Origin of the sequence: Marmoricola endophyticus, assembly GCF_014644415.1 — a bacterium.
Lineage (GTDB): Bacteria > Actinomycetota > Actinomycetes > Propionibacteriales > Nocardioidaceae > Marmoricola > Marmoricola endophyticus.
Map to the genome: position 1 here is coordinate 2,695,952 of NZ_BMKQ01000001.1, position 24,597 is coordinate 2,720,548.

Annotated in this window: 25 protein-coding genes; 19 read left to right on the plus strand and 6 right to left on the minus strand. The window is 71.2% G+C overall.

Translation table 11 applies throughout. The features are described 5' to 3' along the window. Positions 1-39 precede the first annotated feature (39 nt). The 4 genes from IEX42_RS13210 to IEX42_RS13225 are packed head-to-tail and all read left to right on the plus strand — an operon-like array spanning position 40 to position 4,693. Positions 40-1,128 carry an ABC transporter substrate-binding protein gene (locus tag IEX42_RS13210; RefSeq protein WP_229660851.1) on the plus strand — a complete coding sequence of 363 codons (1,089 nt, stop codon included), beginning with the start codon at positions 40-42 and terminating at the stop codon, positions 1,126-1,128. A gap of 25 nt (positions 1,129-1,153) precedes the next feature. After that, the gene (locus IEX42_RS13215) at positions 1,154-2,728 is read left to right on the plus strand and encodes a sugar ABC transporter ATP-binding protein (RefSeq protein WP_188780186.1); all 1,575 of its coding nucleotides are present in this window, start codon (positions 1,154-1,156) and stop codon (positions 2,726-2,728) included. After that, entirely contained in the window at positions 2,721-3,689 is a 969-nt protein-coding gene (locus IEX42_RS13220; RefSeq protein WP_188780187.1) for an ABC transporter permease, read from the plus strand. Before IEX42_RS13215 ends, IEX42_RS13220 begins: the two co-directional genes overlap by 8 nt. Then, entirely contained in the window at positions 3,686-4,693 is a 1,008-nt protein-coding gene (locus IEX42_RS13225) for an ABC transporter permease (RefSeq protein ID WP_188780188.1), read from the plus strand. Before IEX42_RS13220 ends, IEX42_RS13225 begins: the two co-directional genes overlap by 4 nt. A 54-nt stretch (positions 4,694-4,747) precedes the next feature. Here IEX42_RS13225 and IEX42_RS13230 read toward each other — a convergent pair whose 3' ends face one another. Further along, a complete protein-coding gene (locus IEX42_RS13230) occupies positions 4,748-5,122 on the minus strand; it encodes a hypothetical protein (protein ID WP_188780189.1) in 375 nt (124 codons plus the stop codon). An 80-nt stretch (positions 5,123-5,202) separates the two neighbouring features. Beyond that, entirely contained in the window at positions 5,203-6,141 is a 939-nt protein-coding gene (locus tag IEX42_RS13235) for a LysR family transcriptional regulator (RefSeq protein WP_188780190.1), read from the minus strand. Positions 6,142-6,265: 124 nt separating this feature from the next. On the opposite strand from IEX42_RS13235, the gene IEX42_RS13240 reads away from it, so the two are divergent. Genes IEX42_RS13240 through IEX42_RS13295 form a run of 12 tightly spaced genes read left to right on the plus strand, consistent with a single transcriptional unit; the run spans position 6,266 to position 17,371 of the window. Continuing rightward, positions 6,266-7,108 (plus strand): ABC transporter ATP-binding protein, encoded by an 843-nt coding sequence (locus IEX42_RS13240; protein WP_229660852.1) that lies wholly within the window; start codon positions 6,266-6,268, stop codon positions 7,106-7,108. After that, positions 7,108-7,971 (plus strand): ABC transporter permease, encoded by an 864-nt coding sequence (locus tag IEX42_RS13245; protein ID WP_188780191.1) that lies wholly within the window; start codon positions 7,108-7,110, stop codon positions 7,969-7,971. The genes IEX42_RS13240 and IEX42_RS13245 overlap by 1 nt, the downstream gene beginning before the upstream one ends. A 31-nt stretch (positions 7,972-8,002) precedes the next feature. Beyond that, positions 8,003-9,007 carry an ABC transporter substrate-binding protein gene (locus IEX42_RS13250; RefSeq protein ID WP_188780192.1) on the plus strand — a complete coding sequence of 335 codons (1,005 nt, stop codon included), beginning with the start codon at positions 8,003-8,005 and terminating at the stop codon, positions 9,005-9,007. An 11-nt stretch (positions 9,008-9,018) separates the two neighbouring features. Beyond that, positions 9,019-9,435 (plus strand): RidA family protein, encoded by a 417-nt coding sequence (locus tag IEX42_RS13255; RefSeq protein WP_229660853.1) that lies wholly within the window; start codon positions 9,019-9,021, stop codon positions 9,433-9,435. A 33-nt stretch (positions 9,436-9,468) separates the two neighbouring features. Next, a complete protein-coding gene (locus tag IEX42_RS13260; RefSeq protein ID WP_188780193.1) occupies positions 9,469-10,329 on the plus strand; it encodes an amidohydrolase family protein in 861 nt (286 codons plus the stop codon). Between the two features lie 49 nt (positions 10,330-10,378). Then, a complete protein-coding gene (gene dapA / locus IEX42_RS13265; RefSeq protein ID WP_188780194.1) occupies positions 10,379-11,275 on the plus strand; it encodes a 4-hydroxy-tetrahydrodipicolinate synthase in 897 nt (298 codons plus the stop codon). Beyond that, on the plus strand, positions 11,272-11,988 hold the full coding sequence (locus IEX42_RS13270) for an RraA family protein (RefSeq protein ID WP_188780195.1): 717 nt from the start codon (positions 11,272-11,274) through the stop codon (positions 11,986-11,988). Before dapA ends, IEX42_RS13270 begins: the two co-directional genes overlap by 4 nt. Beyond that, the gene (locus tag IEX42_RS13275) at positions 11,985-12,629 is read left to right on the plus strand and encodes a flavin reductase family protein (RefSeq protein ID WP_188780196.1); all 645 of its coding nucleotides are present in this window, start codon (positions 11,985-11,987) and stop codon (positions 12,627-12,629) included. The genes IEX42_RS13270 and IEX42_RS13275 overlap by 4 nt, the downstream gene beginning before the upstream one ends. Continuing rightward, on the plus strand, positions 12,626-14,140 hold the full coding sequence (locus IEX42_RS13280; RefSeq protein WP_188780197.1) for an aldehyde dehydrogenase family protein: 1,515 nt from the start codon (positions 12,626-12,628) through the stop codon (positions 14,138-14,140). The genes IEX42_RS13275 and IEX42_RS13280 overlap by 4 nt, the downstream gene beginning before the upstream one ends. Further along, entirely contained in the window at positions 14,137-15,324 is a 1,188-nt protein-coding gene (locus IEX42_RS13285; protein WP_188780198.1) for a CaiB/BaiF CoA transferase family protein, read from the plus strand. The genes IEX42_RS13280 and IEX42_RS13285 overlap by 4 nt, the downstream gene beginning before the upstream one ends. Next, on the plus strand, positions 15,321-16,511 hold the full coding sequence (locus IEX42_RS13290; RefSeq protein WP_188780199.1) for an acyl-CoA dehydrogenase family protein: 1,191 nt from the start codon (positions 15,321-15,323) through the stop codon (positions 16,509-16,511). The genes IEX42_RS13285 and IEX42_RS13290 overlap by 4 nt, the downstream gene beginning before the upstream one ends. Before the next feature lie 5 nt (positions 16,512-16,516). Then, positions 16,517-17,371 carry a 3-hydroxybutyryl-CoA dehydrogenase gene (locus IEX42_RS13295; protein WP_188781131.1) on the plus strand — a complete coding sequence of 285 codons (855 nt, stop codon included), beginning with the start codon at positions 16,517-16,519 and terminating at the stop codon, positions 17,369-17,371. Positions 17,372-17,380: 9 nt separating this feature from the next. On the opposite strand, the gene IEX42_RS13300 is transcribed toward IEX42_RS13295, so the two are convergent. Continuing rightward, entirely contained in the window at positions 17,381-18,220 is an 840-nt protein-coding gene (locus IEX42_RS13300) for a helix-turn-helix transcriptional regulator (RefSeq protein WP_188780200.1), read from the minus strand. Positions 18,221-18,306: 86 nt separating this feature from the next. On the opposite strand from IEX42_RS13300, the gene IEX42_RS13305 reads away from it, so the two are divergent. Then, on the plus strand, positions 18,307-19,086 hold the full coding sequence (locus IEX42_RS13305) for an SDR family NAD(P)-dependent oxidoreductase (protein ID WP_188780201.1): 780 nt from the start codon (positions 18,307-18,309) through the stop codon (positions 19,084-19,086). A gap of 67 nt (positions 19,087-19,153) precedes the next feature. On the opposite strand, the gene IEX42_RS13310 is transcribed toward IEX42_RS13305, so the two are convergent. Both IEX42_RS13310 and IEX42_RS13315 read right to left on the minus strand, forming a co-directional pair. Continuing rightward, on the minus strand, positions 19,154-21,688 hold the full coding sequence (locus IEX42_RS13310; RefSeq protein ID WP_188780202.1) for a LamG-like jellyroll fold domain-containing protein: 2,535 nt from the start codon (positions 21,686-21,688) through the stop codon (positions 19,154-19,156). Between the two features lie 265 nt (positions 21,689-21,953). Beyond that, on the minus strand, positions 21,954-22,904 hold the full coding sequence (locus tag IEX42_RS13315; protein WP_188780203.1) for an NAD-dependent epimerase/dehydratase family protein: 951 nt from the start codon (positions 22,902-22,904) through the stop codon (positions 21,954-21,956). A gap of 63 nt (positions 22,905-22,967) precedes the next feature. Between IEX42_RS13315 and IEX42_RS13320 the strand changes: the two genes are divergently transcribed. Then, positions 22,968-23,408 (plus strand): MarR family winged helix-turn-helix transcriptional regulator, encoded by a 441-nt coding sequence (locus IEX42_RS13320; RefSeq protein WP_188780204.1) that lies wholly within the window; start codon positions 22,968-22,970, stop codon positions 23,406-23,408. Between the two features lie 38 nt (positions 23,409-23,446). On the opposite strand, the gene IEX42_RS13325 is transcribed toward IEX42_RS13320, so the two are convergent. Then, the gene (locus tag IEX42_RS13325) at positions 23,447-24,031 is read right to left on the minus strand and encodes a dihydrofolate reductase family protein (RefSeq protein ID WP_188780205.1); all 585 of its coding nucleotides are present in this window, start codon (positions 24,029-24,031) and stop codon (positions 23,447-23,449) included. Positions 24,032-24,103: 72 nt separating this feature from the next. Between IEX42_RS13325 and IEX42_RS13330 the strand changes: the two genes are divergently transcribed. Continuing rightward, the gene (locus IEX42_RS13330; protein WP_188780206.1) at positions 24,104-24,427 is read left to right on the plus strand and encodes a putative quinol monooxygenase; all 324 of its coding nucleotides are present in this window, start codon (positions 24,104-24,106) and stop codon (positions 24,425-24,427) included. Positions 24,428-24,597: the final 170 nt, after the last annotated feature.

A 24,597-nucleotide genomic window follows, 5' to 3' on the forward strand; every position in this document is an offset into this window, starting at 1 on the left:
CACCACACTGGTGGCCGTACTCCGAGAAAGCGAATGCCCATGTCTGCTCGCGCCCCCCGTCTCCGTCTCCTGCTCTCCGGCCTGGCGATCCTCGCGCTGACCGGCACCGCCGCGGCCTGCGGCAAGGCCGAGGACACCGGCGGCGGCTCGAGCGACTCCTCCGCGGCTCAGCAGGTCGTCGAGCCCGCCGACCAGAACGGCGCGCAGTGCGACCTCACGCAGTACGGCGGAGGGGTGAAGAAGCTCGACCTGAAGGACGCGACGGTCGGCTTCTCCCAGTCGGAGAAGGAGGACAACCCGTTCCGGATCGCTGAGACGAAGTCGATCGGCGACGCCGCGAAGAAGGCGGGCGTGAAGAAGTACATCCACACCAACGCGCAGACCCAGCTGTCCAAGCAGATCTCCGACATCCAGGACATGCTCGCGCAGGGCGTCGACGCCCTGATCGTGGCGCCGCTGAACTCCGACGGGCTCGAGCCCGCGCTCAACGCCGCGAAGGCCAAGGGCGTCCCGGTGCTCACCGTCGACCGGAAGCTGACCTCGGGGGCGTGCGACACGTACGTCTCCTTCCTCGGCTCGAACTTCACCGAGCAGGGCCAGCGGGCCGCCGACCAGCTGATCAAGGGCACGGGCGGCAAGGCGAAGGTCGCGATCCTGCTCGGCGCCTCCGGCAACAACGTGACGACCGAGCGCACCAAGGGGTTCGTCGACGAGATCAAGGCCAAGGGGTCCGGGATCGACATCGTCGCCCAGCAGACCGGGGAGTTCGCCCGTGACAAGGGCCAGCAGGTCACCGAGCAGCTGCTGCAGTCGAACCCCGACATCACCGCGATCTACGCCGAGAACGACGAGATGGGCCTCGGCGCCCTGGCCGCGATCCAGGGCAGCGGCAAGCAGGCCGGCAAGGACGTGCAGATCTACTCCGTCGACGGCACCCGCAACGCGGTCCAGGAGATCGTGAACGGCGACTACAACGGCGTCGTGGAGTCCAACCCGCGCTTCGGGCCGCTGGCCTTCCAGACCCTCGAGCAGTTCCTGTCCGGCGAGAAGGTCTACGAGAACATCGTCATCAAGGACACCGAGTACGACCCCGACAACGCCGAGGACGGGCTGAGCTCCGCCTTCTGAGTCGCGACGCCCCCGAGGAGTGTCGATGACAGACGACGTGCGTCCCCCGGTGCTCCAGGCCCAGGGGATCACCAAGGTGTTCGGTGGCGTGCGCGCCCTGTCCGGGGTGGACTTCGCCCTCGGCGAGGGGGAGGCGCACGCCCTGGTGGGGGAGAACGGCGCCGGCAAGTCGACGCTGATCAAGGTGCTCACCGGCGTGCACCGTCCCGACGAGGGGCAGGTGCTGCTCGGTGGCGAGCCGCGCAGCTTCGGCCGACCGCTGGACGCGCAGCAGGCGGGGATCTCCACGATCTACCAGGAGGTCAACCTGATCCCGCTGATGTCGGCGGCGCAGAACGTCTACCTCGGACGTGAGCCGCGGACCTCGTTCGGCCTGGTCGACACGCGCGCCATGGAGCGGGACGCGCGCGAGCTCCTGGACTCGTACGGCATCGACGTGGACGTACGCCGTCCGCTGCGCACGCTCGGTCTCGGTGCCCAGCAGATGGTCGCTCTCGCCCGTGCGGTCAGCATCGACGCCCGCGTGGTGATCATGGACGAGCCGACCTCCTCGCTGGAGCCGCGCGAGGTGCGCACGCTGTTCGAGGTGATCGCCCGGCTGCGCGAGCAGGGCATCGCGATCGTCTACGTCAGCCACCGGATGGACGAGCTGTACGAGGTGTGCGAGAAGGTCACCGTGCTCCGCGACGGCCGGCTCGTGCACACCGGCGACCTCGCCGACCTGCCGCGCCTGGAGCTCGTGGCGATGATGCTCGGTCGTACGACCTCGGAGATGTCCGGGTCGGGGGTGACCGAGTTCGGCGAGGAGGCGCACACCCAGGCCGCCGAGCCGGTGCTCGTCGCCGAGCACCTGACCCGCAAGCACGAGATCGAGGACGTCGCCCTGTCCGTACGCCCCGGTGAGGTGCTCGGCCTCGGTGGCCTGCTCGGCGCCGGACGCAGCGAGACCCTCAAGGCGGTGGCCGGCGCGATGCCGCTGGACCGCGGGCAGGTCAGCCTCGACGGGAAGCGGGTCCGCAGCGGGTCGGTGCCGGCCGCGATCCGGGCCGGCGTCGTCCTGCTCCCCGAGGACCGCAAGGCCGAGGGGATCATCCCGAACCTGTCTGTCCGCGAGAACATCGTGCTCGCCGCGCTGCCCCGGCTGTCCCGCTTCGGGTTCACCTCGCGGCGCAAGCAGGACGCGGTCGTCCGCACGATGATGGAGCGGCTGCACATCAAGGCCTCGAGCCCCGAGCAGCCGGTGGCCGAGCTGTCCGGGGGCAACCAGCAGAAGGTGATGATCGCCCGCTGGCTCGCGATGAGCCCCCGGGTGCTGCTGCTCGACGAGCCGACCCGGGGGATCGACGTCGGCGCCAAGGCCGAGGTGCAGGCGCTGATCGACGAGCTCGCCCGCGAGGGCCTGGGCATCGTCCTGGTCTCCTCCGAGCTGGAGGAGGTCATCGAGGGCGCCGACCGGATGGTCGTGCTCAAGGACGGCGCCGTCGTCGCGGAGCTGAACGGCGAGGAGATCACCGAGGAGCGGCTGATGGCGGCCCTGTCGACCGAGACCGCACTGCCGGCGGACCCCGGCGCACCCCCCGAGGAGGCGAGCCGTGGCTGAGGCCACCGTGACCAGTGCCCCCACCCGTTCGACCTCGGTGAGCGGCTGGCTGCGCGTCTACGGCGTGTACGCCGCCCTGGTCGTCGTCCTGGTGATCAACCTGCTCTTCACCGACAACTTCTTCGCCGTCGACAACTTCCGCATCCAGCTGGTGCAGGTCGTCCCGGTGCTCGTGGTCGCCCTGGGCATGGCCCTGGTGATCGGTACCGAGGGCATCGACCTCTCCGTCGGTGCGGTGATGGCGCTGGCGGCCGCGGTCATCCCGCTGTGGCTGGGTTACGGCGTCGTCCCGGCGGTGCTCGTCGCGCTCGTCGCCGGTCTCGTGGTGGGCCTGGTCAACGGCGGGGTGATCGCGTTCATCGGCGTGCAGCCGATCGTGGCGACCCTCGCGCTGATGGTCGGTGGCCGCGGCATCGCGCTGGTGATCTCCGGCGAGCAGCTGAAGTCGATCCAGAACCAGGACCTCCGCAGCCTCGGCACCGCGGAGGTCGCGGGGATCCCGCTGATCGTCGTGATCGCCGCGGTGCTCGCGGTGCTGGTCTGGCTGCTGGTCTCCTCGACCACGTACGGGCGCCAGCTGGTGGCGGTGGGCGGCAACCGCCGCGCCGCGGAGCTGTCCGGCCTGCCGGTCAAGCGGGTGCTGATCACGGCGTACGTCCTCTGCGCGCTGCTGGCCTCGATCGCCGGCGTGATCGGGGTGGCCCGCGCCGGGGCCAGCGTCCCCTCGACGCTGGGCAACCTGATCGAGCTGTCCGCGATCACCGCGGTCGTCGTCGGCGGCACCCCGCTCTCGGGCGGGCAGGTCCGCGTCTGGGGCACCGTCGCCGGCGCGCTGCTGCTGCAGCTGATCGACGCGACGCTGATCAAGCACGACGTGCCCGACTCCTACTCACAGATCGTGCAGGCGGTGATCATCGTGATCGCGGTGTTCGTGCAACGCGGCAAGGGGGTGCGCTCGTGAGCGCGCCGACCACGGCGTCGACCGTCGATGCCGGGGCCGCCGCCCCGACCAGGCGTCGCGGGGAGGCGGTCGCCGAGCTGTTCTCCCAGCACGGCGCGGTCGCCGTCCTCGTGCTGCTGCTGGTCGTCGGGTCGCTGGCCTTCGACACCTTCGGCACGGTCGACAACCTCTCCAACGTCGCGGTGCAGGGCTCCTTCCTCGCAATCGTCGCGCTCGGGGTCACCTTCGTCATCCTCACCGGCGGCATCGACCTCTCCGTGGGGTCGGTCTTCGCGCTCGGCGGCGTGCTCGCGGCGTACGGTTCCGGCGGCGGGTGGCTCACCGCGATCCTGCTGCCGGTCGCGGTCGGTGCGCTGATCGGCCTGGTCCAGGGCGGGCTGGTGGCCTACGCCGGGATGGCGCCGTTCATCGTCACCCTCGCCGGGCTGCTCGGTGCCCGCGGGCTGGTCTTCGCGATCACCGACGAGGGAAACACGACGCCGAAGGTGAAGTCCGAGGCGTTCGTGTCGCTGGGTCAGGGACACGTCTGGGAGGCGACCTGGCCGGTCGTCATCATGCTGGCGCTGTTCGCCGTCGGCTGGGTGGTGCGCCAGCGCAGCCGGGCGGGCCAGGTGGTGGTGGCCACCGGAGGCGGCGAGGACGCCTCGCGGCTGATGGGCCTGCCCGTCGCGCGGGTGAAGCTCGGGGTGTACGTCGCATCCGGCATGCTCGCCGCGTTCGCCGGCGCCCTCAACGCCGCTCGGTCCTCCTCGGGGGTCACCACGGTCGGGGTCGGCATGGAGCTGGAGGCGATCTCCGCGGTCGTCATCGGCGGCACGCTGCTCTCCGGCGGGCGGGGCAACGTCACGGGGACCCTCGCCGGCGTCTACCTGCTGGGTGTCATCCAGAACCTGATCAACCAGGTCGGCAGTCTCACCAGCTCGATCCAGTCCGTGGTGAGCGGCGGGTTCCTGCTGGTGGTCGTGATCCTGCAGACGCTGCTGAGCCCGAGCCGCAAGACCTAGCTGTCCTCAGTGAGGGCCGTCGGTCCACGCCACCGTGCCGTGCCGTCGGCACGCTCAGCGCCAGCGGAGTCCCTCGAGGAAGCGTCGGTAGAGCCCGCCCTTGACCGGCAGTGCCGGCTCGGGTGGCGGGGTCGTGCTCGTCCGCGTCGCGATCGGCGCGTCGTAGTCCGTGCTGCGGATCGCATCGACGACCTCGTCCTCGTCGAAGTCCGCCGAGCCGGGGATCTCGGGGACGTAGCCGACGAGCATCCCGTCGCGCATGACGTTGGCCTCCAGCGACGCGGTGCCGTCGGCGTCCCAGATCGCCTCGCGCTTGCCGGGGAGCTTCACGGTGACGCCGAACTGGCGTACGCCCACCCGGGCGAGATCGGCGTCCGTGCCGAGCTCGCGGAGCCGGTCGACGACGCGTCGGGCCTTCATCTCCTCCATCCGACGAGCCTAGGCAGGCCACCCACGGGCATCAGGTCGAGGAGCCCGGCCGATGACCGGTGTCCCTCGCGCGCGCCGGCTCAGGACGTCCGTGCCTCGAGGGGGCTGCCGTAGCCCTTCCAGCCGGCGAAGTCGGCGAAGGCCTCTGCGTTGCGTCGCCACGCAGCGACATCGTTCGGGCTGCGGTGCTCACGCGGCCACATCATCATCACCGGCACGGTGGCCACCTCGTCGACGAGGTCGACGAGCACCAGCCCGTCCGGGCGAAGGAACCGGCAGGACTCCGGGCGGATCGCCAGGACGTCGCCGCTGAGACGGGTGAGGATCCGCTGTCCCGGGATGGGGTTGTGCACGATCCGGGGCGTGCACCCCCCCGCGCGGCAGATGCTGAGCAGCAGGTCGTGGTAGAGCGGGGCGAGCTCGCGCGGCCAGAACATGATCTGCTCGCCGTCCAGGTCGGCGAGCCTGAGCGAGGTCCGCCCAGCGAGCGGGTGGTCCTCGCCGAGCGTGGCGACCAACCCCTCGTGGCGCAGGACGATCGCTTCCATGTCGTCTGGAGGGTCGAAGACCCGGCCGATGGCGACGTCGAACGCCCGTGTCCTCAGACCCGCGACGACGTCCCGACCCCACGTCTCGCGCGCGAGCACCTCGACGTCGGGGTTGTGGTGGCGGAAGCGCGAGACGAGGCCGGGCACCACGTCGTACCCGGTGCTGACGGTGTACGCCACGCGGAGCTCGTCCGTGCGACCCGACGACAGCGCGGACGCGCGCGAGGCGAAGTTCTCCTGCGCGGAAACCAGGGCCATCGCCGTCGGGACCAGCTCGCGGCCCTGGAAGGTGAGCTCGACCCGCCTGGTGGTGCGGTCGAACAGGCGCATGCCCACCTTCTCCTCCAGCCGCGCGATGCGTTGGCTCAACGCCGGCTGGGCGATGAACAGGCGCTCAGCCGCTCGGCGGAAGTTCAGCTCGTCGGCGAGTACGAGGAAGGTCCGCACCAGCGGGAGCTCGACGTCCTGCATGGCGCCAGGCTACCCACTGATCGCGACTGCTTATCAATGAACCGCTTTTTGCGTCTTGGACATGCCGCTGACGCAATGAGACCGTCGTCACGTCGCCCAACGACGAGGTGAGGAGGTCGACGACGTGCCCGAGCTGACTGCGAACGACGTGGCGCCGGTGGAGGGAGCACAGGTCCCGCCCTCCGAGCCGAGGTCCGGCGACGAGGTCATCGCGATGACCGGGATCCAGCACACCTACCTGGCCGGCAACGGTGAGGAGATCCCGGCGGTCGGCGATGCGACCCTGCGCGTCGGCGCGGGCGAGTTCGTCTCCATCATCGGTCCGTCCGGCTGCGGCAAGAGCACGCTGCTGAAGATCATCGCCGGACTGGTCCACCCGAGCGCGGGAGACATCCGCGTGCAGGGTCACTCCCCTGCGGATGTCGCACCCGAGTACGGGCTGGTGTTCCAGGCGCCCAACCTCCTGCCGTGGCGCAACGTGGCCGCCAACGTCGGCCTACCGCTGGAGATCAACGGTGTCGGTCGACGAGACCGCGAGCGGCGGGTCGAGGAGCTGCTCGAGCTGGTCGGGCTGCAGGGCTTCGGGCGCAAGTCGCCGCGCGAGCTCTCAGGCGGGATGCAGCAGCGCGTCGCCATCGCTCGCGCGCTGACGACCGACCCTCCCCTGCTGCTGATGGACGAGCCCTTCGGCGCACTCGACGCGATGACCCGCGAGCAGATGAACATCGAGCTCCAGGCCGTCAACGCGGAGCTGGGCACAGCCGTCGTCATGGTCACCCACTCCATCGACGAGGCCGTCTTCCTCAGCGACCGCGTGGTCGTGATGAGCGCCCGTCCCAGCCGGGTGGCGGCCGACCTCCCCATCGATCTTCCGCGTCCTAGGGGGCAGGAGACGTTCGGCTCGGCAGAGCTGGGTCGCCACGCCAACCAGGTCCGGGCCGTCATGAACCAGGCAGGTGGTCACTGATGAGCCAGACGACCCAGCAGCTCGACGACCGACGTGCCGAGGGGTCCTCCAGGCACGTCGGCGACGGGAGGACACCCGTGCAGGTGCGTCGCCGCGCCGCCGTCCGCCGCCGCGTGACCGTGTGGGGCCTCGGAGTGCTCATCCCCGTCGTCATCGTCGCCGTGTGGCAGCTGCTCTCGCAGCTCGTCGGTGCCTATCTGCTGCCCGAGCCCCTCGACGTCGCCCGCAAGATCGTCGACGACGCGAGCTCCGGAGCGTTCTGGGGTGATGTCTGGGTGACCCTCGTGGAGGTGCTCCTCGGCTTCGTCCTGGCCTCGCTCGCCGGGGCGGCGGCGGCGGTCTTCGTCGCCAGCGTCCCGCTGCTCGAGCGGCTGTTGATGCCCTACATCGTCGGCTTCCAGACCTTGCCGAAGATCGCCCTCGCGCCCCTGATCACGATCTGGGTCGGCTATGGCATCAACTCCAAGGTCGTCATCACTGCCCTGGTGGCCGTCTTCCCGGTCTTCGTCAACGTGCTCACCGGCTTCCGCAGCATCGATCGCGACGCCCTGCTGCTGATGCGCTCGTTGCGCGCCAGCCGGACCCAGACCTTCCTCAAGCTCAAGCTGCCCGCGATCCTCCCGTACCTGGTCGCGGGGCTGAACATCGCCATCGTCTTCGCCATCATCGGCGCGATCGTCGGTGAGTTCATCGGGTCCAGCAACGGGCTCGGCAGCGTGATCCTGACCCGTCAGGCGAGCATCGACGTCGCCGGTGTGTTCTCGGTCCTGTTCTACCTCTCACTGATCGGCCTCGCTCTGAGCTATCTGCTCGAGGGCGTCACCAGACCCTTCCTGGCGTGGTCCGAGAACCGCGACAGCTAGAGGCCCGTCCCCACCCATCCAAGGAGAATTGATGCGCAAGCGCGCCCTGATCGCCCTCGTGGCGCTCGTGTGCCTGGTCGCCACCGGTTGCGGTGCGGGCGGGTCCGAGGCCGGCACCCTCGTCGTCCAGAGCGGGAACCCCGCCGCCAACCTCAGCAACATCGACCTCTACGTGGCACAGAAGGAGGGGTTCTTCGACGACGAGGGTCTCGACGTCTCGGTGCGCTACTCCAACGGCGCCACCCTCGCCGCGCAGCTCGTGGCGAGCGGCAAGGCCGACGTCGCCAGCATCACCTTCGAGCCGATCGTCGACGCCTACTCCAAGGGCGTGAAGGGGTCGTTCTTCTGGGCCAAGTACAAGCAGGGCATCTACTCGGTCCAGGTGCCCGAGAACAGCCCGATTCGCAGCTTCGCCGACCTGAAGGGCAAGACCGTCGGCGTGGCCAGCCTGACCAGCTCGGCGATCCCGTTCACCAAGATCAATCTCCGGCGAGCCGGTGTCCCCACCGACTCAGTGACGTTCCAGCCGACCGGGCTCGGAGGCCCGGCGAAGACCGCCGTCCAGAGCGGCGACGTGCAGGCACTCGCGCTGTGGAGCGACCCGTACTCCACGCTGGCCCAGGACGGACTGAGGTTGCGCACCGTCGAGCAGGGTGGCGTCGGTCGTCCCGGCGGAGGCGGCTACTTCGCCTCCGACAAGGTGCTCGACGGCGACAAGCGCAGCGACCTGGAGAAGTACGCCAAGGCGCTCGCCAAGGCCGACGCGTTCATCGCGAAGAACCCGCAGAAGGCCATCGAGGACTACTGGGCGGTCAACCCCTCCGCCAAGTCGGTCGGGATGCAGTCCACGCTCACGTCGCTGAAGGCCGTTCTCGGTGACTTCGTGACCAGCCCCCCGTACGGCGTCTTCGACCCCGACGAGGTCGAGTCCTACGTCAAGCAGTACGCCGACGTCCAGGGCGTGGACGACCCGCCGTCGGTCGACCAGCTGATCACCAACGACGTCGCCGAGCAGGCCGACCGGAGCGTCCGGTGAACGCGCGGCCGGTGACCGCGTCCGACGAGGCGCGTCGCCGCAGCTACTACACCGAGGGATTCGCCCACCAGAACCCGATCCCTGCAGCCTGCCGCGTCGGATCGCTGCTCATGACCGGCAACATCCACGGCGCGGATCCCACCTCCGGGGAGATGCCGGCAGACGTGCGGGAGCAGACGCGCAACATGTTCGGCCACCTGCGCACCACCCTCGCGGCGGCGGGCGGCTCTACCCACGACGTGGTGAAGCTGACCGTCCGGCTGCGCGATCACCAGGACCGGTCGGCGCTCAACGAGGAGTGGCTGGCCACCTTCCCCGACCCGGACTCCCGCCCGGCCAGGGAGACCCTGCCGGGCACCACCCGCGCCGACATCCTCGTGCAGTGCAACGCCGTGGCGGTGCTGGACGACGGATCGCCGGCCCACTGACCGACCGACCCGAACGACCACTCCGGAGGACCCATGAAGGACTACTCGCACTTCGATCCCGACACCGTCGCGCCGCAGATCCCGCTGCCCGCCGGCGCCTGTGACAGCCAGATCCACGTGTTCGGCGACCCGGAGGCCTATCCGTACTCGCCGAGGGCGGCGTACCTCGCACCCGACGCGACCATCGAGGCGGCACTGAAGATGCACTCCGTCCTCGGCATCGAGAAGGGCATCGTCGTGCAGTCGACGGCGTACGGCACCGACCACCGTGCCCTGCTCGACGCGCTCGCCGTCGCCGGGCCCGGCTACCGCGGCTGCGGCGTGGTCGACGACGACACCACCGACGAGGAGTTGGCACGGCTGCACGAGGGGGGTGTCCGCGGCGCGCGGTTCAACTTCCACGGCACCCTCGGCCACGCGCCCTCCGCCGATCTCGTGCGTCGCACCATCGCCCGGGTCGCCGAGCTGGGGTGGTACGTCAAGTTCCACGTCAACGGCCTCCCGCTGGCCGAGCTGGATGTGCTCGACGACGTCACCGGCCCGGCCGTGATCGACCACTTCGGCCCGCTGGACTACTCCCAGGGCCTCCAGGACGCCAACTTCGGTCGCGTCCGGGAGCTGCTGGGACGCGGCAACTGGTACGTGATGGTCTCGAACGGGGATCGGCGCTCCCAGCTCGGCAGCCCCTACGACGACGCGGCCGCGTACGCCCGGGGATACATCGCCACGGCGCCGGAGCGGGTGCTGTGGGGCACCGACTGGCCGCACCCGCTGCACACCGGCGTGGTTCCCAACGACGGGCACCTCGTCGACCTGCTCCACCGCTACGCACCCGACGAGGCCGAACTGCGGCGGGTCCTGCTGGACAACCCGGCCGAGCTGTTCGGCGTCTGACGCCGAGCCTTCCGTCTCCTACATCCCGCACCCTCAGAGAGGTCCAGTCATGACAGTGCAGCTTCGCGGGTCCATCGCCCCGCTCGTCACCCCCTTCCGCGAGGACGACACGGTCGACCACGACGTCGTCTCGACCATGGTCGAGCGGCAGATCGCCGCCGGTGCGCACGGCATCTCCGTCGCCGGCACCACCGGTGAACCGATCGCGCTGAGCCTGCGCGAGCGGATGGACCTGGTGGCGCACACCGCGCAGTCGGTCGCCGGTCGGGTCCCGTTCGTCCCGGCGACAGGGTCCCACCAGCTCGGCGAGACCCTGGAGCTGACCAAGCAGGCGCAGCAGGTGGGCGCCGACGCGGCGATGGTCATCCTGCCCTACTACAGCAAGCCCACCCAGGAGGGCCTGTTCCGCTGGTTCGCCGCCGTCGCGGAGAGCACCGACCTGCCGCTGCTGGTCTACAACATCCCGTCCCGGACGTCGGTCGACATCACCCCCGAGACCGTTGCCCGGCTCCGTGCTGCGTACCCCCACATCGTCGGGATGAAGGAGGCGAACAAGGACTTCGAGCACGCCAACCGGGTGCTCGACGCCTGCGGTCGAGACTTCCTGGTGTTCTCCGGTCTGGAGATGCTGTGCCTGCCGTTGCTGGCCATCGGTGGTGCCGGGCACATCAGCGTGACCGCCAACATCTTCCCGGCGGAGCTGGTGGCGCTCTACGAGCTCACCACCGAGAACCGGTGGGACGAGGCCCGTGACCTGCACTTCCGGTTGATGGCGCTCAACGACGCGATCCTCACCGAGACGAACCCGACGGCCGTCAAGTGGGTGCTCTCCCGCATGGGTCTGGTCCACAACCGGGTTCGCGAGCCGCTGCAGCCGCTTTCGGACCGCGGCCAGACGCTGGTCCGCTCGGCGATGGAGTCCCTCGACCTCGGTGTCGCGCTGTGAGCGAGGCGGTGGCGCAGGAGACTCTGGACCAGCTGGCGTCGGCCAGCACCGCCACGGTCGCCAGCCAGCTGCTCAAGCACGGCCTGGCGCACCAGACCCTCGCCGGCCTGCGGCCGGTAGGCCAGACGTCCGGGTTCGCGGCCCCCGCCGCGACGCTGAGGTGCGTACCGTCGCGAGCGACGATCGACGGTCTGGTGCCGGGCACGCCGCCGACGCCCGGGCTGTCGATGTTCGACGTCGCCGAGCGGGTCCTGGCCGGTCACGTGCTGGTCGTCGACACCGCGGGCAGCACCCGCGCCGCGACCGGTGGCGACATCCTGCTGCAGCGCATGCACGAGCGAGGGGTGGCCGGCGTCGTGACCGCAGGCTCGTTCCGCGACGCCTCCGGGGTCGGCGAGGTCCCGATGCCGACGTACGCCGCCGGCGCGACCGCCGACATCAGCCGCGCGGACGTGCGCACGCTCGAGCTCGACGTCCCGATCGGCTGTGCCGGCGTCGCCGTGTATCCCGGTGACGTGCTCGTCGGCGACCGCGACGGGGTGGTGGTCGTGCCGGCCGAGCTGGCCGCCGAGATCGCGCCGGCCGCGGCCGAGCAGGAGCGGCTCGAGGAGTACGTCCTGCGCCGGGTGCGCGACGGCGAGCCGTTGGCCGGGCTCTACCCGCCCGGCCCCGACACCGTCGCCGCCTTCCGTGAACAGGAGGTGGACCGATGAGCGCCGAGGGTGGGAACGAGGTCACCATCGCCGCCTCGGACCTCGACCCGGAGCAGACCTACCGGCTGCTCTCCGGAGTCGTGGTTCCGCGCCCGATCGCTTGGATCACTACCGTGGACGAGGCCGGCGTGGTCAACCTCGCGCCGTTCAGCTGCTACACCTTCGTCTCCACGGCGCCTCCCCTGATCGGGGTCAACGTCGGCCGCAAGGCGGGCACCCTGAAGGACACCGGCACCAACATCGAGCGCAGTGGCGAGTTCGTCGTCAACGTCCCCGCCGAGGAGCACTCGGAGCTGGTCCACCTCAGCGCCGTCGAGCACCCGCCGGCGACCAGTGAGGTCGACCTTCTCGGACTGGAGACCAGCACGAGCAGGCTCGTCACCCCACCGCGGCTCGCGCTCGCTCCGCTGGCGATGGAGTGCCGGTGGCAGCAGACGGTGCCCTTCGGCCGCACGGGCAGCCAGTTCATGGTCGGAGAGGTCGTCTGCTTCCACGTGCGTGAGGACCTGTGGGTCGACGGCAAGGTGGACACGCCCACGCTGCGCCCGCTCGCCCGCCTGGGCGGGCCGACGTACGCCACGATCGGCGAGCCCGTCACCCACCGCGGGATCGCACAGACGGCGAAGTCGGTGATCCCGTGACGGCGGTCATCGCGTCGTACCTCCCTCGCACCGGCGAGGTGCACGACGAGGTCAAGGAGAGCTCGCCGCGACACGTCCGCGCCGCCCTGGCGCGCGCGGGTGCCGCGGCACCTGCCGTCGAGGCGGTCCCGCCCGCCGAGCGCGCGACCTGGCTCGACGCACTCGCGCAGGCGGTCGAGGCCGCGGCCACCGGGCTGGTCGAGCAGGCGGACCTCGAGACCGCGCTCGGGCACGACCGGCTGAGTGGCGAGGTGCAGCGACTCGCCGCCCAGCTGCGGTTCTACGCGGAGGTCGCGGCGGGCGGTGAGTCGCTGGAGGTCACCCTGGATCGCGCGACGGACACTCGGCCCGCGCTCGCGCGGTACCGGCGACCGCGCGGCGTCGTCGCCGTCTTCGCCGCGAGCAACTTCCCCTTCGCGTTCGGAATCTTGGGTCACGACACCGCAAGCGCTCTGGCCTCCGGCTGCCCGGTCGTGATTAAGGCACACTCGGCGCACCCGGTGCTCGGCGACCTGCTCGCGGACCTGCTGGTCGACACCCTGCGCGAGTGCGGAGCGCCGGCCGGTGCAGCCTCGGTGGTCAGCGGCTTCGAGGCCGGCCTCAGCCTGGTCGGCGCGGACGAGGTCGCAGCAGTCGCCTTCACCGGGTCCACGTCCGGTGGCACCGCACTGCTGCGGGCGGCCGCGCAGCGCCCCGTCCCCGTTCCGGTCTACGCAGAGATGGGATCGGTGAACCCGGTGCTCGTCACGCCGTCGGCGGCGACCACGCGGATGGCCGAGATCGCACGCGGGTTCGTCGCGTCGTACACCGCGGGCTCGGGTCAGATGTGCACCAAGCCCGGGCTGCTGCTGGCACCCCGCGGTGCGGACGCCGCCCGACTGGTGACCGAGGCCTTCCGCGAGCTCGCGCCGCAGCCCGTGATGCTCACCAGCGGCATCGCTGCCGACGTGGGGGAGCGCATGGCCGCGATGGAGTCCGCCGGAGCCACGGTGCTCGCCTCGAGCGGGTCGAGGGAGTCCGGCTGGTCCGCGCCCGCGGCGGTGCTCGCCGCCGGCCCGACGGCGTTGCGGAGGGGGTCGAGCGTCCTCGAGGAGTGCTTCGGCGCCGTGGCCGTCGTCGTGGAGCACGACCCGGACGTCGACGCGGCCGAGGGACTGGCCTGGATCCTGCCCGAGCTGCCCGGAGCGCTCGCAGCGACGGTGCAGACGGCCGGCCGGCACGACCCCGACGCGGCACGGTACGTCGACCTGCTCGCAGGCCGGGCGGGCCGACTGGTCGTCGACCAGTGGCCGCCTGGTGTGGCGACGACCTGGTCCCAGCACCACGGCGGCCCGTGGCCGGCGACCGCCGACCCGGCGTGGACCTCGGTCGGCGCCACCGCGCTCGACCGGTTCCTGGTCCCGGTGGTCTACCAGAACGCCACCGACGCTCTGCTCCCGCCGCCGCTGCGCTCGGACAACCCCTGGCGTCTGCCGCGCCGGGTCGACGGCCGTCCGGAGGAGCCGGCGTGAGCCGACCGCTCGAGGGGATCCTGGTCGCCGACTTCAGCCGGGTGCTGGCAGGCCCGTTGGCCACGGTCACCCTCGCCGACCTCGGCGCCACCGTGGTCAAGGTCGAACGGCCGGGCAGCGGCGACGACACCCGCCAGTGGGGCCCGCCGTGGACGGAGAGCTCGAGCTCGTACTTCGAGTCGGCCAACCGCGGCAAGCGCTCGGTGTGCCTCGACCTCGACGACGACGACGACCTGGTGCTCGCGCGCGAGCTGGCGCTGCGCGCCGACGTGCTGGTGGAGAACTTCGCCTCCGGCACGATGCGTCGCCGTGGGCTCGACCAGGCGGCTCTCACCGAGATCAACCCGGGCCTGGTCTACGCATCGGTCTCGGGCTTCGGGTCCGCCGAGGGTGCCGGGCGCCCGGGGTACGACTTCTTGGTGCAGGCCGTCGGCGGGCTGATGAGCATCACCGGCCCGCCAGAGGAGCCGAGCAAGGTCGGCGTCGCCCTGGTCGACGTGCTCACCTCGAAGGATCTGGTGATCGGGGTCCTCGCTGCGTTACACGAGCGCGAGACCAGCGGACGTGGTCAGCTCGTGGAGGTCAATCTGCTCTCCAGCCTGCTCGGGTCGATGGCCAACCAGGCGTCCGGCTACCTCACCACCGGTCGGGATCCCTCCAGCATGGGCAACGCACACCCGTCCATCGCCCCGTACGAGACGCTGCGGGCAGCTGACGGTGCCCTCGCGATCGCCTGCGGCAACGACCGCCAGTTCGCCTCGCTGGCCGAAGCCCTCGGCGTGCCCGGGCTGGCCGAGGACCCGCGCTTCGCCACCAACCGCGACCGCGTGGCCCACCGTCCCGCGATGGTCGCCGCACTCGAGTCCGCGCTCGCGACGGACACTGTCGACCACTGGGTCGAGGCTGTCGGTCTTTCGCGCGTGCCCTGCGGGCGGGTCGGCAGCCTGGCCGACGGGTTCCGGCTGGCCGACGAACTCGGGCTGGACCCGGTCAGCGAGGTCGGCGACGGCGGCATCCCCCAGGTACGCAGCCCGCTGTGGCTCGGTCGTACCCCGGTCGGTGAACCCACCCGGCCGCCCCGGCTGGGCGAGCACGACGACGAGGTGCGCCGCTGGCTGCAGGTCCCCCGATCCACCCCCGAGACGACCACCCCACACCCGAGAGTGACGGAGCACGACCGATGAGCGCGAACGCCACGACGACCCCGTTGGACCCGATCGACCTGATCGGCGTCGACGACCAGCTCACCGACCAGGAGAAGGACGTCCGCTCGGCGGTGCGCCGGCTGTGCGCGGCCAGCGTCGAGCCGTACGTCGCGGGCTGGTTCGAGCGCGGCCACATCGACGACGTGCGGGGCCTGGCCAAGGAGCTCGGCTCGCTCGGCCTGCTGGGCATGCACCTGGAGGGGTACGGCTGTGCCGGGATGACCGCGACCGAGTATGGCCTGGCCTGCCTGGAGCTGGAGGCCGCCGACTCGGGGATCCGCTCGCTGGTCTCGGTCCAGGGGTCGCTGGCGATGTTCGCGATCCACCACTGGGGCTCGGAGGAGCAGAAGACCGAGTGGCTGCCGCAGATGGCCTCCGGCGAGGCGATCGGCTGCTTCGGGCTCACCGAGCCCGACGTGGGGTCTGACCCGCAGTCGATGCAGACCCGTGCCTGGCGCGACGGCGACGACTGGGTCGTGCGCGGGCGCAAGATGTGGATCACGAACGGGTCGGTCGCCTCGGTCGCCGTCGTCTGGGCGCAGACCGAGGAGGGGGTGCGCGGCTTCGTCGTCCCGACCTCGACGCCGGGGTTCTCCGCGCCCGAGATCCACCACAAGCAGTCTCTGCGGGCCTCGGTGACCAGCGAGCTGGTGCTCGAGGACGTACGGCTGCCGGCCTCGGCACAGCTGCCGAAGGCCCACGGGCTCCGCGGCCCGCTGAGCTGCCTGAACGAGGCCCGCTACGGGATCGTGTGGGGCGCGATGGGCGCCGCGCGCTCCTCGCTGGAGGCGGCGCTGTCGTACGCCGGCGAGCGGGTGCAGTTCGGCCGGCCGATCTCCGGCTTCCAGCTGACCCAGCAGAAGCTGGTCGACATGGAGCTGGAGTACACCAAGGGGGTCCTCCTCGCACTGCACCTCGGCCGGCGCAAGGACGCCGGCACGCTCCGCCCGGAGCAGGTCAGCGCGGGCAAGCTGAACAACGTGCGTGAGGCGCTGGAGATCTGCCGTACGGCGCGGACGGTGATGGGGGCGAACGGGATCTCCCTGGAGTACCCGGTGATGCGCCACGCGAACAACCTCGAGGCCGTGCTCACCTACGAAGGCACCTCGGAGATGCACACGCTGGTGCTCGGGCAGGCGATGACCGGTCAGGCGGCGTTCCGGTGACGCCGATCGAGCGGGTGGGCGTCGTCGGCTGCGGGCTGATGGGCGCCGGGATCGCGGAGGTCTCGGCCCGATCCGGGCTGGACGTGGTCGTGGTGGAGTCCGAGTCCGCGGCCGCGGCCCGCGGCCGCGAGCGGCTGGAGGCCTCACTGAAGCGCGCCGAGTCCAAGGGCAAGCTCGGGCAGGAGACGACCGAGGCGGTCCTCGCGCGGGTCACCGTGGACTGCGAGCTGGACGCGTTGGCGGACCGGGAGGTGGTCGTCGAGGCGATCGGGGAGGACGAGGCGGCCAAGGTCGAGCTGTTCCGCACGCTGGACCGGATCGTGTCGTCACCCAAGGCGATCCTGGCCTCCAACACCTCCTCGATCCCGATCATGAAGCTGGGCGTCGCCACCTCACGGCCCGAGCAAGTCCTGGGCGTGCACTTCTTCAACCCGGTGCCGGTGTTGCCGCTGGTGGAGCTGGTGCCCTCGCTGCTCACCTCGTCGCAGACCACCGAGCGTGCTCGTGCTCTGGTCACCGACCAGCTCGGCAAGCAGGCGATCGACAGCCAGGACCGGGCCGGCTTCGTGGTCAACGCGCTGCTGATCCCGTTCGTCCTCTCGGCGATCCGGATGTACGAGTCGGGCTTCGCCTCCGCCGGGGACATCGACCGCGGTCTGGTCCTCGGCGCCGCACACCCGCAGGGCCCGCTGGCCCTGGCCGACCTGATCGGACTGGACACCACCCAGGCGGTGGCGCTCTCGCTGTATGAGGAGTTCAAGGAGCCGCTCTACGCTCCTCCGCCGCTGCTGGCGCGGATGGTGGACGCCGGGCTGCTGGGCCGCAAGAGCGGCCACGGGTTCTTCACCTACGAGGGCTGACCCGGGCGGTCAGCGCTCGGCGGCGAGCGGACCGGCCATGTGGAGCAGAGCGAGCGCGTCGGCCGAGGGTGATCCCGCGGGCGCGGTGTAGAGCACGAGGTGCTGGTCGCTCTCCTCGAGCAGCAGGGAGTCGCAGTCGACGGTGACCGAGCCGACGGCGGGGTTCTCGAAGGTCTTGGTGAGCATCGCGGCGGGCTGGACGTCGTGACGTCGCCAGAGCCGCTCGAAGTCGGGGGCGGTGCGGAGGTCGTCGAGCAGGCTCACGACGTCGGGGTCGGTGGGGTAACGGGTCGCCGTGGCGCGCAGCTGCATCACCGCGTGGTGGCGGAACGCCGTCGCGTCGGAGACGCCGTACAGGTGGTCGGGCCCGGCCGGGTCGAGGAACGCCCGCCGGGCGAGGTTGCGCTGCGCCGGGACGAGCGAGCCGAAGTCCTCCATGAGCGCGGCGGCGAGCTCGTTCCAGGCGAGCACCTCGAAGTCCGCCGCGATCACGAAGCCCGCGGTCCGGGGGAGGCGCTCGAGCATCGTCAGCACGCTGGGGCGCACGTCGCGGCACACCAGTCGGCGACGCGTCGGCGCGGTCCCCGCGAGCAGGTGCAGGTGGTCGGACTCGGTGTCGGTCAGCAGCAGGGCCCCGGCGATGCCGGCCAGCACCTCGGCGGAGGGTCGCGGCGCGCGGGCCTGCTCGAGGCGGACGTAGTACTCGGTCGAGATGTGCGCGAGCACGGCCACCTCCTCGCGCCGCAGACCGGGTGTACGACGGCGCGGGCCCGAGGCCAGTCCGACGTCCTCCGGGCGCAGCCGCTCGCGTCGGCTGCGCAGGAAGTCCGCGAGGTCGGCCTTGTCCACGACGACAGTGTGCCCCGAGGTGGGCGTCCGCACCCTGGTACAGCTTGTGCCTGCCTCACCGGTCCGCCGGGAGCCACGGTGGTGCCATGACTCAGACCACGCACCTCCCCATCGGCCTGCTCACCGGCAAGATCGTGCTCGTCACCGGCGCGAGCCGCGGCATCGGCGCCGCGGCCGCGCGGCTCTTCGCGGCGGAGGGCGCCCGTGTCGTGCTCGCCTCCCGCGGCACCGCGGCGCTCGGCGCCCTGGTCACCGAGATCCGCGACCAGGGCGGGACCGCCGACGCGGTCGCGCTTGACCTGGCCGACCGCGCCGGCGTTCGCGCGGCCGTGGCACGGGTCGGTGAGCTGCACGGACGGCTCGACGGCGCCTTCAACAACGGTGCGGCCATCCAGACGCCCGGTCCGCTGGACGAGACCAGCGATGAGGACGTCGAGCAGCAGTTCGAGGTGAACTTCCGCGCACACTGGGTCGCGATGAAGGCGGAGGCAGCGCTGATGCGTCAGGTCGGTGGCGGAGCCATCGTCAACACCTCCAGCATCGGCAGCCGGCGGGCGAACCCGGTGCTGCCGGCGTACGGGGCGATGAAGCGGGCGCTGAACAGCCTCACCGAGTCCGCTGCGGTCACCTGGGCGCGCGACGGGATCCGCGTCAACGCGCTCACGCCGGGCGGGACGACGACGGAGATGATCGACGCGTGGGAGAGCGCCACGCCAGGCGTCGTGGAGCAGATCACCGCCTCCTCGCCGATGGGCCGGATGGCCGAGCCGGTCGAGGTGGCCCAGGCGGCGGCCTGGCTGCTCAGCGACCGGGCCTCGATGGTGACCGGCGCGATCGTGCCGGTCGACGGGGGCGCCGGGGCCTGATCGGCGGTGCCCGGAGCACGTCGAGGCCCCGGCCGGCGTACCGGACCGGGGCCTCGACGTGGTCGTGCTACTTGACCTGGCCCACCTCCGAGTCGGACAGGGCGCGGTCGAAGACCGTCACCTGGTCCACGGCGCCCTTGAGCCGGTCGACGGGGTTCCCGTCGTACTTCGCGCGGCCCACGGCCAGCGGCCCGGTGGACTCGTCGCCCAGGCACTGGCCGAACGAGCCCTGCTTCTCGCCGTCGACGTAGAGCGTGTACGTCTGGGCGGCGGCGTCGCGGACCCCGACCAGGTGGTACCACTGGCCCGCCTTCGCCGTGGTGTCGGCGTAGGCCCGGCCGCTCTTTGTCGAGAAGGCGAACTTGTTCGCCCCGCCGTCGTACTGCAGGAAGAACGCCGAGGCCTGGTCACCGTCCTGGCTGACCGCGGTCTGGAAGCCGCCGCCGGTGGCGTCGAGCTTGACCCAGGCCGAGACCGAGAAGTTCTTCGTGGTGTCCACGACCGGCTTCGCCGACTCCGCGGCACCGGTGCCGTCGAAGGACAGCGCGTTGCCCTCGACGCCGGCGGTGCGGCCGACCCCGCCCGAGGTGGTCAGGTCGGCCGAGCCGACCCCGTCCGCCACGGTCGTCCCCGACGCCTCGTCCGCGGCGTAGGCGTGGGTGCCGCCCAGCCCCGGGGTGCCCGGCGGGTACGACGTCGGTGGCACGCCGAGGTTGCCGGACGCGGAGAGCGCCTCGTTGATCCGGCGCACCGGGTTGGCCCGCATCTTCAGCTGCTTGCGGTCGTAGGTGTAGAGCCCGTTGACCTCGTCCTCGACGTCGGTGATCTGGGTGTAGATCCCGCCCGAGAGGCCGCACTTCTCGCTGTACTCCAGCAGCTTGCGCTGGTTGGCGACGTAGAGGTCGGTGAGCTCCTCCTTGCTCTTGGCCATCTGGTACGCGCCCGGCTGTCCCGGCCACACGTGCCCGGGGACGACCAGTCCGAAGCCACCGTGCTCGCCGTCGATCGCGGCGCGGTCGGCGGTCGGGCTGGGGCTGGCCGGGCCGGTGTAGGTGTGCCAGTCGATGACGTCGCCCTTGCCGGAGTCGCCGTGGGAGTTGCAGCAGTTGACGCCGGAGTGCGCGTCGACCAGCCGGGTCGGGTCCATGGCCTTGACCATGTCGGCGACCTCGCCGGTGCCCTCGCTGCTCCACTCGCCCCAGCCCTCGTTGAACGGCACCCAGCCGATGATCGAGGTGTCGCCGCGGTGCTGGGCGATGATCTGGCGCAGCTCGGACTTGTAGGCGTCCTGCACGGCCCTGGGCGGCTCGCCGTCGTTGAGCGAGGGCATGTCCTGCCAGACCAGGAGTCCGAGCTTGTCGGCGTGGTAGTACCACCGGTCCGGCTCGACCTTGATGTGCTTGCGGACCGCGTTGAAGCCGAGCTTCTTGTGCGCCTGCAGGTCGAAGGCGAGCGCCTCGTCGGTCGGCGCGGTGTAGATGCCGTCGGGCCAGTAGCCCTGGTCGAGGGTCGCGTTGAGGAACACCGGCTTGCCGTTGAGCACGATGTGCTGCTTGCCGTCGGCGCCCTTCTGGGTCGCGATGGTCCGCAGCCCGGCGTACGAGGAGACGGTGTCGGCGCGCTTGCCACGGTCCTTGAGGACCACCGTGAAGTCGTAGAGGTGTGGGTCGTCCGGGGTCCAGAGATGGGGATCGCGGATCTTCAGGCTGAGCGGGTAGTCGCCCGCGCCGGAGGCCTGGCCGACCTTCTTGCCGTCGTCGTACGCCGTGACGGTGACCTGCGGGTTCTTCGCGCCGGCGGTGTTCACGCGGACGTTGAAGCCCTGTCGGTTCTGCTGGGTCGTGGCGACGACCTGCTCGACGTGCGCGGTGCGCACCGGCTCCATCCAGACGGTCTGCCAGATGCCGGAGGCGGGGACGTACTCGATGCCGCCGGGCGAGTCGATGGCCCGCACCCGCTGCTTGCCGACCGGCTGCTGCTTGGGGTCGGTGTAGTCGGTGACGGCGACCACGAGCTCCTGCGGGCCGGACCTGGTGAGGGCGTCGGTGACGTCGGCGCTGAACGCCTCGTACCCGCCCTTGTGCGTGGCGACCTGCTGGCCGTTGACCCAGACGCGTGCCTGGTAGTCGACGGCGCCGAAGTGCAGCAGCAGCCGGTTGGCGGCGTTGGTCCGCCACGACGCCGGCACCTCGAAAGTGCGGCGGTAGATCATGTGGTCCTCGTGGCGCTGGATGCCCGAGAGCGCGGACTCGATCGGGTACGGCACCAGCACGCGCTCGCCGAGGTCCTGGCCGAAGTCCGGGCGGGTCGCGGCCGAGGCCGCAGCGGCGAACTGCCACTCGCCGTTGAGGTTCTGCCACGCCGAGCGGGTCATCTGGGGGCGGGGGTACTCCGGGAGCGCGTTGTCGGCGGAGACGTCCTTGGTCCAGGGGGTGGTCAGCGGCGGTGTCTTCGGCGTCAGGTCGGCCTTGGCGGCGCGGTCGGGTGCGGCGCCGGTCGCCGGCGCCTGGGTGGCTCCGAGGCCGGCGGACAGGACGACGGCGACCGCGGCGGCGACCCCTGTCCACCTCCGGCGACCTCGGCGTGGTGCGGACAGATGCATGACGGCTCCTCCCGAGCGCCGGGACCCCGGCGGTGGTCTGCTGTGACGAGCGACACAGTGCTCTGATCCAAGCAACTCCGATCACAAAGTGTCAATGATCGCGGGCAAACGATCAGAACTGATCAGACCAGGCCGCCCGCCGGCGCGCGCGGCCGCCCTCGTCGGCGGTCGAGCCTGTCGAGACCTGGTGACGTGCGCGGGGTGTGAGGCCGGTGGTCGAGCCCGTCGAGACCCGGGGGCACGAGGGGAGCGGTTGCCGTACGCCTCAGCGCTCGTGCCCGTCGCGCAACCACGTGACGTAGTCGGCGGCCGACCGCTCCAGGTCCCACTCCGGCTCGAAGCCGGTGTCGGTGCGCAGGCGCTCGGTGTCCAGCCAGGTGCGCGGCGGCACCTCGGCGTCGGGCAGGTGGGCCTCGAAGGACGGCTCGATGCGGCGGAGCGCCTCGACGACCTCGGCGTTGGAGGTGGCGAATCCCGAGGCCACGTTGTAGGTCGTGTGCTGCAGCTCGTCGGCCAGCTGGAGCATGGCGAGCGCGCGGCCGGTGTCCTTGACGTAGGAGAAGTCGAGCGAGTCCTCGGCGTGCGGCGCGACCTCCATCTGGGAGAAGTCCGGCGCGACGCGGTGCGCGGCGGCGTACGCCAGCGACGGCGGGGCGAAGAACGGGTCGGGCTGGTGGCCGCCGGGACCCCAGTTGCCGTTGACGCGCGCGGTGACGACGTCGACCTCGGACGTTGCGGACAGGAAGCCGCCGAGCAGCTCCGCGGTCTTCTTGAAGGTGGGGATCGGGTGTGAGCGCCCGAGCGAGAGCGGCAGGTCCTCGGTGAGCGCGCCGCCCTGCGCGAGGCGGTCGCCGTACACGCCGATGGTGCTGGCGCTGACCACGCGTCGCACGCCCCACTCCTGCGCCGCCTGCACGACGTTGAGGAAGCCGTCGACCCCCGTCCGCACGCCGTCGACGGGCGGTACGTCGGTGCTGGGCCACGGCAGCGCGAGCGCGAGGTTCACGATGCCGGTGACGGGGTGCTCCCGACCGACCGTCAGGAGGGCGTCGAGGTCCGTGACGTCGACCTGCGCGACGTGCACGGGGAGGTCTGTCAGCGAGTCGGGCACGACGGGGGAGCGGCGCTGCGCGAGCAGGCACTCCTCGCCTGCGTCGCACAGCGCGCGGACGGTGTGGGTGCCGATGAAGCCGGCGCCTCCGGTCACGAGAATCATGCAGTCCTCCTCATTGCTGATTGTCAGTATTACTGACGATCAGCGTAGGCATAGGATCCCGACGTGTCCAGGGACAGCGACGACCCGCGCGACCTGCTCGCGTACCTGCTCAAGCACGCTCACCTGCGGCTGACCGGGCTCGTCGACGCCGGCCTCGCGCCGTACGACATCGACGGCAAGGACTTCGGTGTCCTGCGGGTCGTCGCCACCGGCGAGCCGAAGTCCCAGGCCGCCGTCGCGCAGATCCTCGCCATCGACCGCACCACGATGGTCGCGCTCGTCGACGCCCTCGAGCGCAAGGGCGTCGTCACCCGCCGCCCCGACCCGGCCGACCGCCGGCGCAACGTCGTCGAGCTGACGGAGCAGGGGAGGACGACGTACGACAAGGCGGCCGAGGCGTACGCCGCCGCCGAGCAGGAGCTGCTGGCGCCGCTGGAGGAGGCGCGGGCCTCCGACCTCGCGCGGCTGCTTCGCGAGCTGGTGAGCGCAGAGCGCTCTGCCTGACCTGTCCGCGGAACGCGCGTGACGTCGTCGCTCCGGCGCTACCGGTGCGCCTGCGGCCGGTACGTCACCTCCGTCGTGCGCCCGTCCAGCACCCGGTGCTCGACCAGCGCCAGGTCGAAGTCGCCGACCCCGGAGAACACCGGCTCGACCCCGGTCGCGCCGGCGATGACGGGGAAGACGGTCACCTGGACGAGGTCGACGAGCCCGGCGTCGAGCAGGGCACGGTTGAGCGAGAGGCTGCCGTGGGACCGGAGGGGGACGTCGGACTCGGCCTTGAGGCGGCGTACGGCCTCGACGGCGTCGTCGGAGGCCACCGTCGCGTCGGGCCAGTCCAGCGGCGCGGTGAGCGTGGAGGAGACGACCGTGGCGGGCAGGGCACGCATCCGGCCGACCCAGGGGTCCTGGGCGTCGGGCATCTCCTCGGGCACGGCGAGGAAGCCGACGAATTGCCGGAAGGTGGTGGCGCCGAAGACCATGCGCTGCGGGTCGTCGTACAGCGACAGCCGGTGCGCGAGCAGCTCGGGTCCCTGCTTGCCCCAGTAGCCGCCCCAGTCGCCGGGCGGGTCGTACGAGGCGAAGCCGTCGAGGCTGGTGAACACGTCGAAGGTGTAGGTCGCGGTCATGGCAGGACAGACTGACGAGGCGCCGGGACTCATCGGTGCGGCGCACCGGCCCACGACACAGGAGACATCTCGTTGATCCTCATCACCGTCAAGACCACGGTCACCCCGGGCAGCGCGGAGGCGTACCTCGCCGCGAACCGCCCGTTCCTCGAGGCGACCCGGCAGGAGCCTGGCAACCGCTGGTACGAGCAGTTCCGCAGCGTCGACGACCCGGACGTGATCCTCACGCTGGAGGCGTTCGACGACAAGGCGGCCGGCGAGGCGCACGTGGCGTCGGCGCACTTCCAGGCCTACCTCGAGCAGGATGCGACGCGGCCGCTGGTCGCCGAGACGCCTGACATCATCTACCTCGACGTCCCCGAGCAGGACGGCTGGGACAAGATGGCCGAGTTCTGACGGCGAGGCGGTGTCCTGAGCAGCGACCGAGGCACGAGGGAGCGCGTCGAAGGGACGTCGAGACCATCAGCCGTAGCCGGAGGTCTCGACGCGCTCGCTGCTCGACCACCGACGGGCGGTCCAGCGTCTCGGGTGGTCGAGCCCGACGTGAGCGCAGCGAACGAGGACGT

Excerpts from the sequence above, each read along its gene's own strand:
- IEX42_RS13210 (WP_229660851.1), top strand. The coding sequence starts at position 40 with ATGTCTGCTCGCGCCCCCCGTCTCCGTCTCCTGCTCTCCGGCCTGGCG.
- IEX42_RS13215 (WP_188780186.1), top strand. The coding sequence starts at position 1,154 with ATGACAGACGACGTGCGTCCCCCGGTGCTCCAGGCCCAGGGGATCACC.
- IEX42_RS13230 (WP_188780189.1), bottom strand. The coding sequence starts at position 5,122 with ATGGAGGAGATGAAGGCCCGACGCGTCGTCGACCGGCTCCGCGAGCTC.
- IEX42_RS13235 (WP_188780190.1), bottom strand. The coding sequence starts at position 6,141 with ATGCAGGACGTCGAGCTCCCGCTGGTGCGGACCTTCCTCGTACTCGCC.
- IEX42_RS13245 (WP_188780191.1), top strand. The coding sequence starts at position 7,108 with ATGAGCCAGACGACCCAGCAGCTCGACGACCGACGTGCCGAGGGGTCC.
- IEX42_RS13250 (WP_188780192.1), top strand. The coding sequence starts at position 8,003 with ATGCGCAAGCGCGCCCTGATCGCCCTCGTGGCGCTCGTGTGCCTGGTC.
- IEX42_RS13260 (WP_188780193.1), top strand. The coding sequence starts at position 9,469 with ATGAAGGACTACTCGCACTTCGATCCCGACACCGTCGCGCCGCAGATC.
- dapA (WP_188780194.1), top strand. The coding sequence starts at position 10,379 with ATGACAGTGCAGCTTCGCGGGTCCATCGCCCCGCTCGTCACCCCCTTC.
- IEX42_RS13275 (WP_188780196.1), top strand. The coding sequence starts at position 11,985 with ATGAGCGCCGAGGGTGGGAACGAGGTCACCATCGCCGCCTCGGACCTC.
- IEX42_RS13290 (WP_188780199.1), top strand. The coding sequence starts at position 15,321 with ATGAGCGCGAACGCCACGACGACCCCGTTGGACCCGATCGACCTGATC.
- IEX42_RS13305 (WP_188780201.1), top strand. The coding sequence starts at position 18,307 with ATGACTCAGACCACGCACCTCCCCATCGGCCTGCTCACCGGCAAGATC.
- IEX42_RS13310 (WP_188780202.1), bottom strand. The coding sequence starts at position 21,688 with ATGCATCTGTCCGCACCACGCCGAGGTCGCCGGAGGTGGACAGGGGTC.
- IEX42_RS13315 (WP_188780203.1), bottom strand. The coding sequence starts at position 22,904 with ATGATTCTCGTGACCGGAGGCGCCGGCTTCATCGGCACCCACACCGTC.
- IEX42_RS13325 (WP_188780205.1), bottom strand. The coding sequence starts at position 24,031 with ATGACCGCGACCTACACCTTCGACGTGTTCACCAGCCTCGACGGCTTC.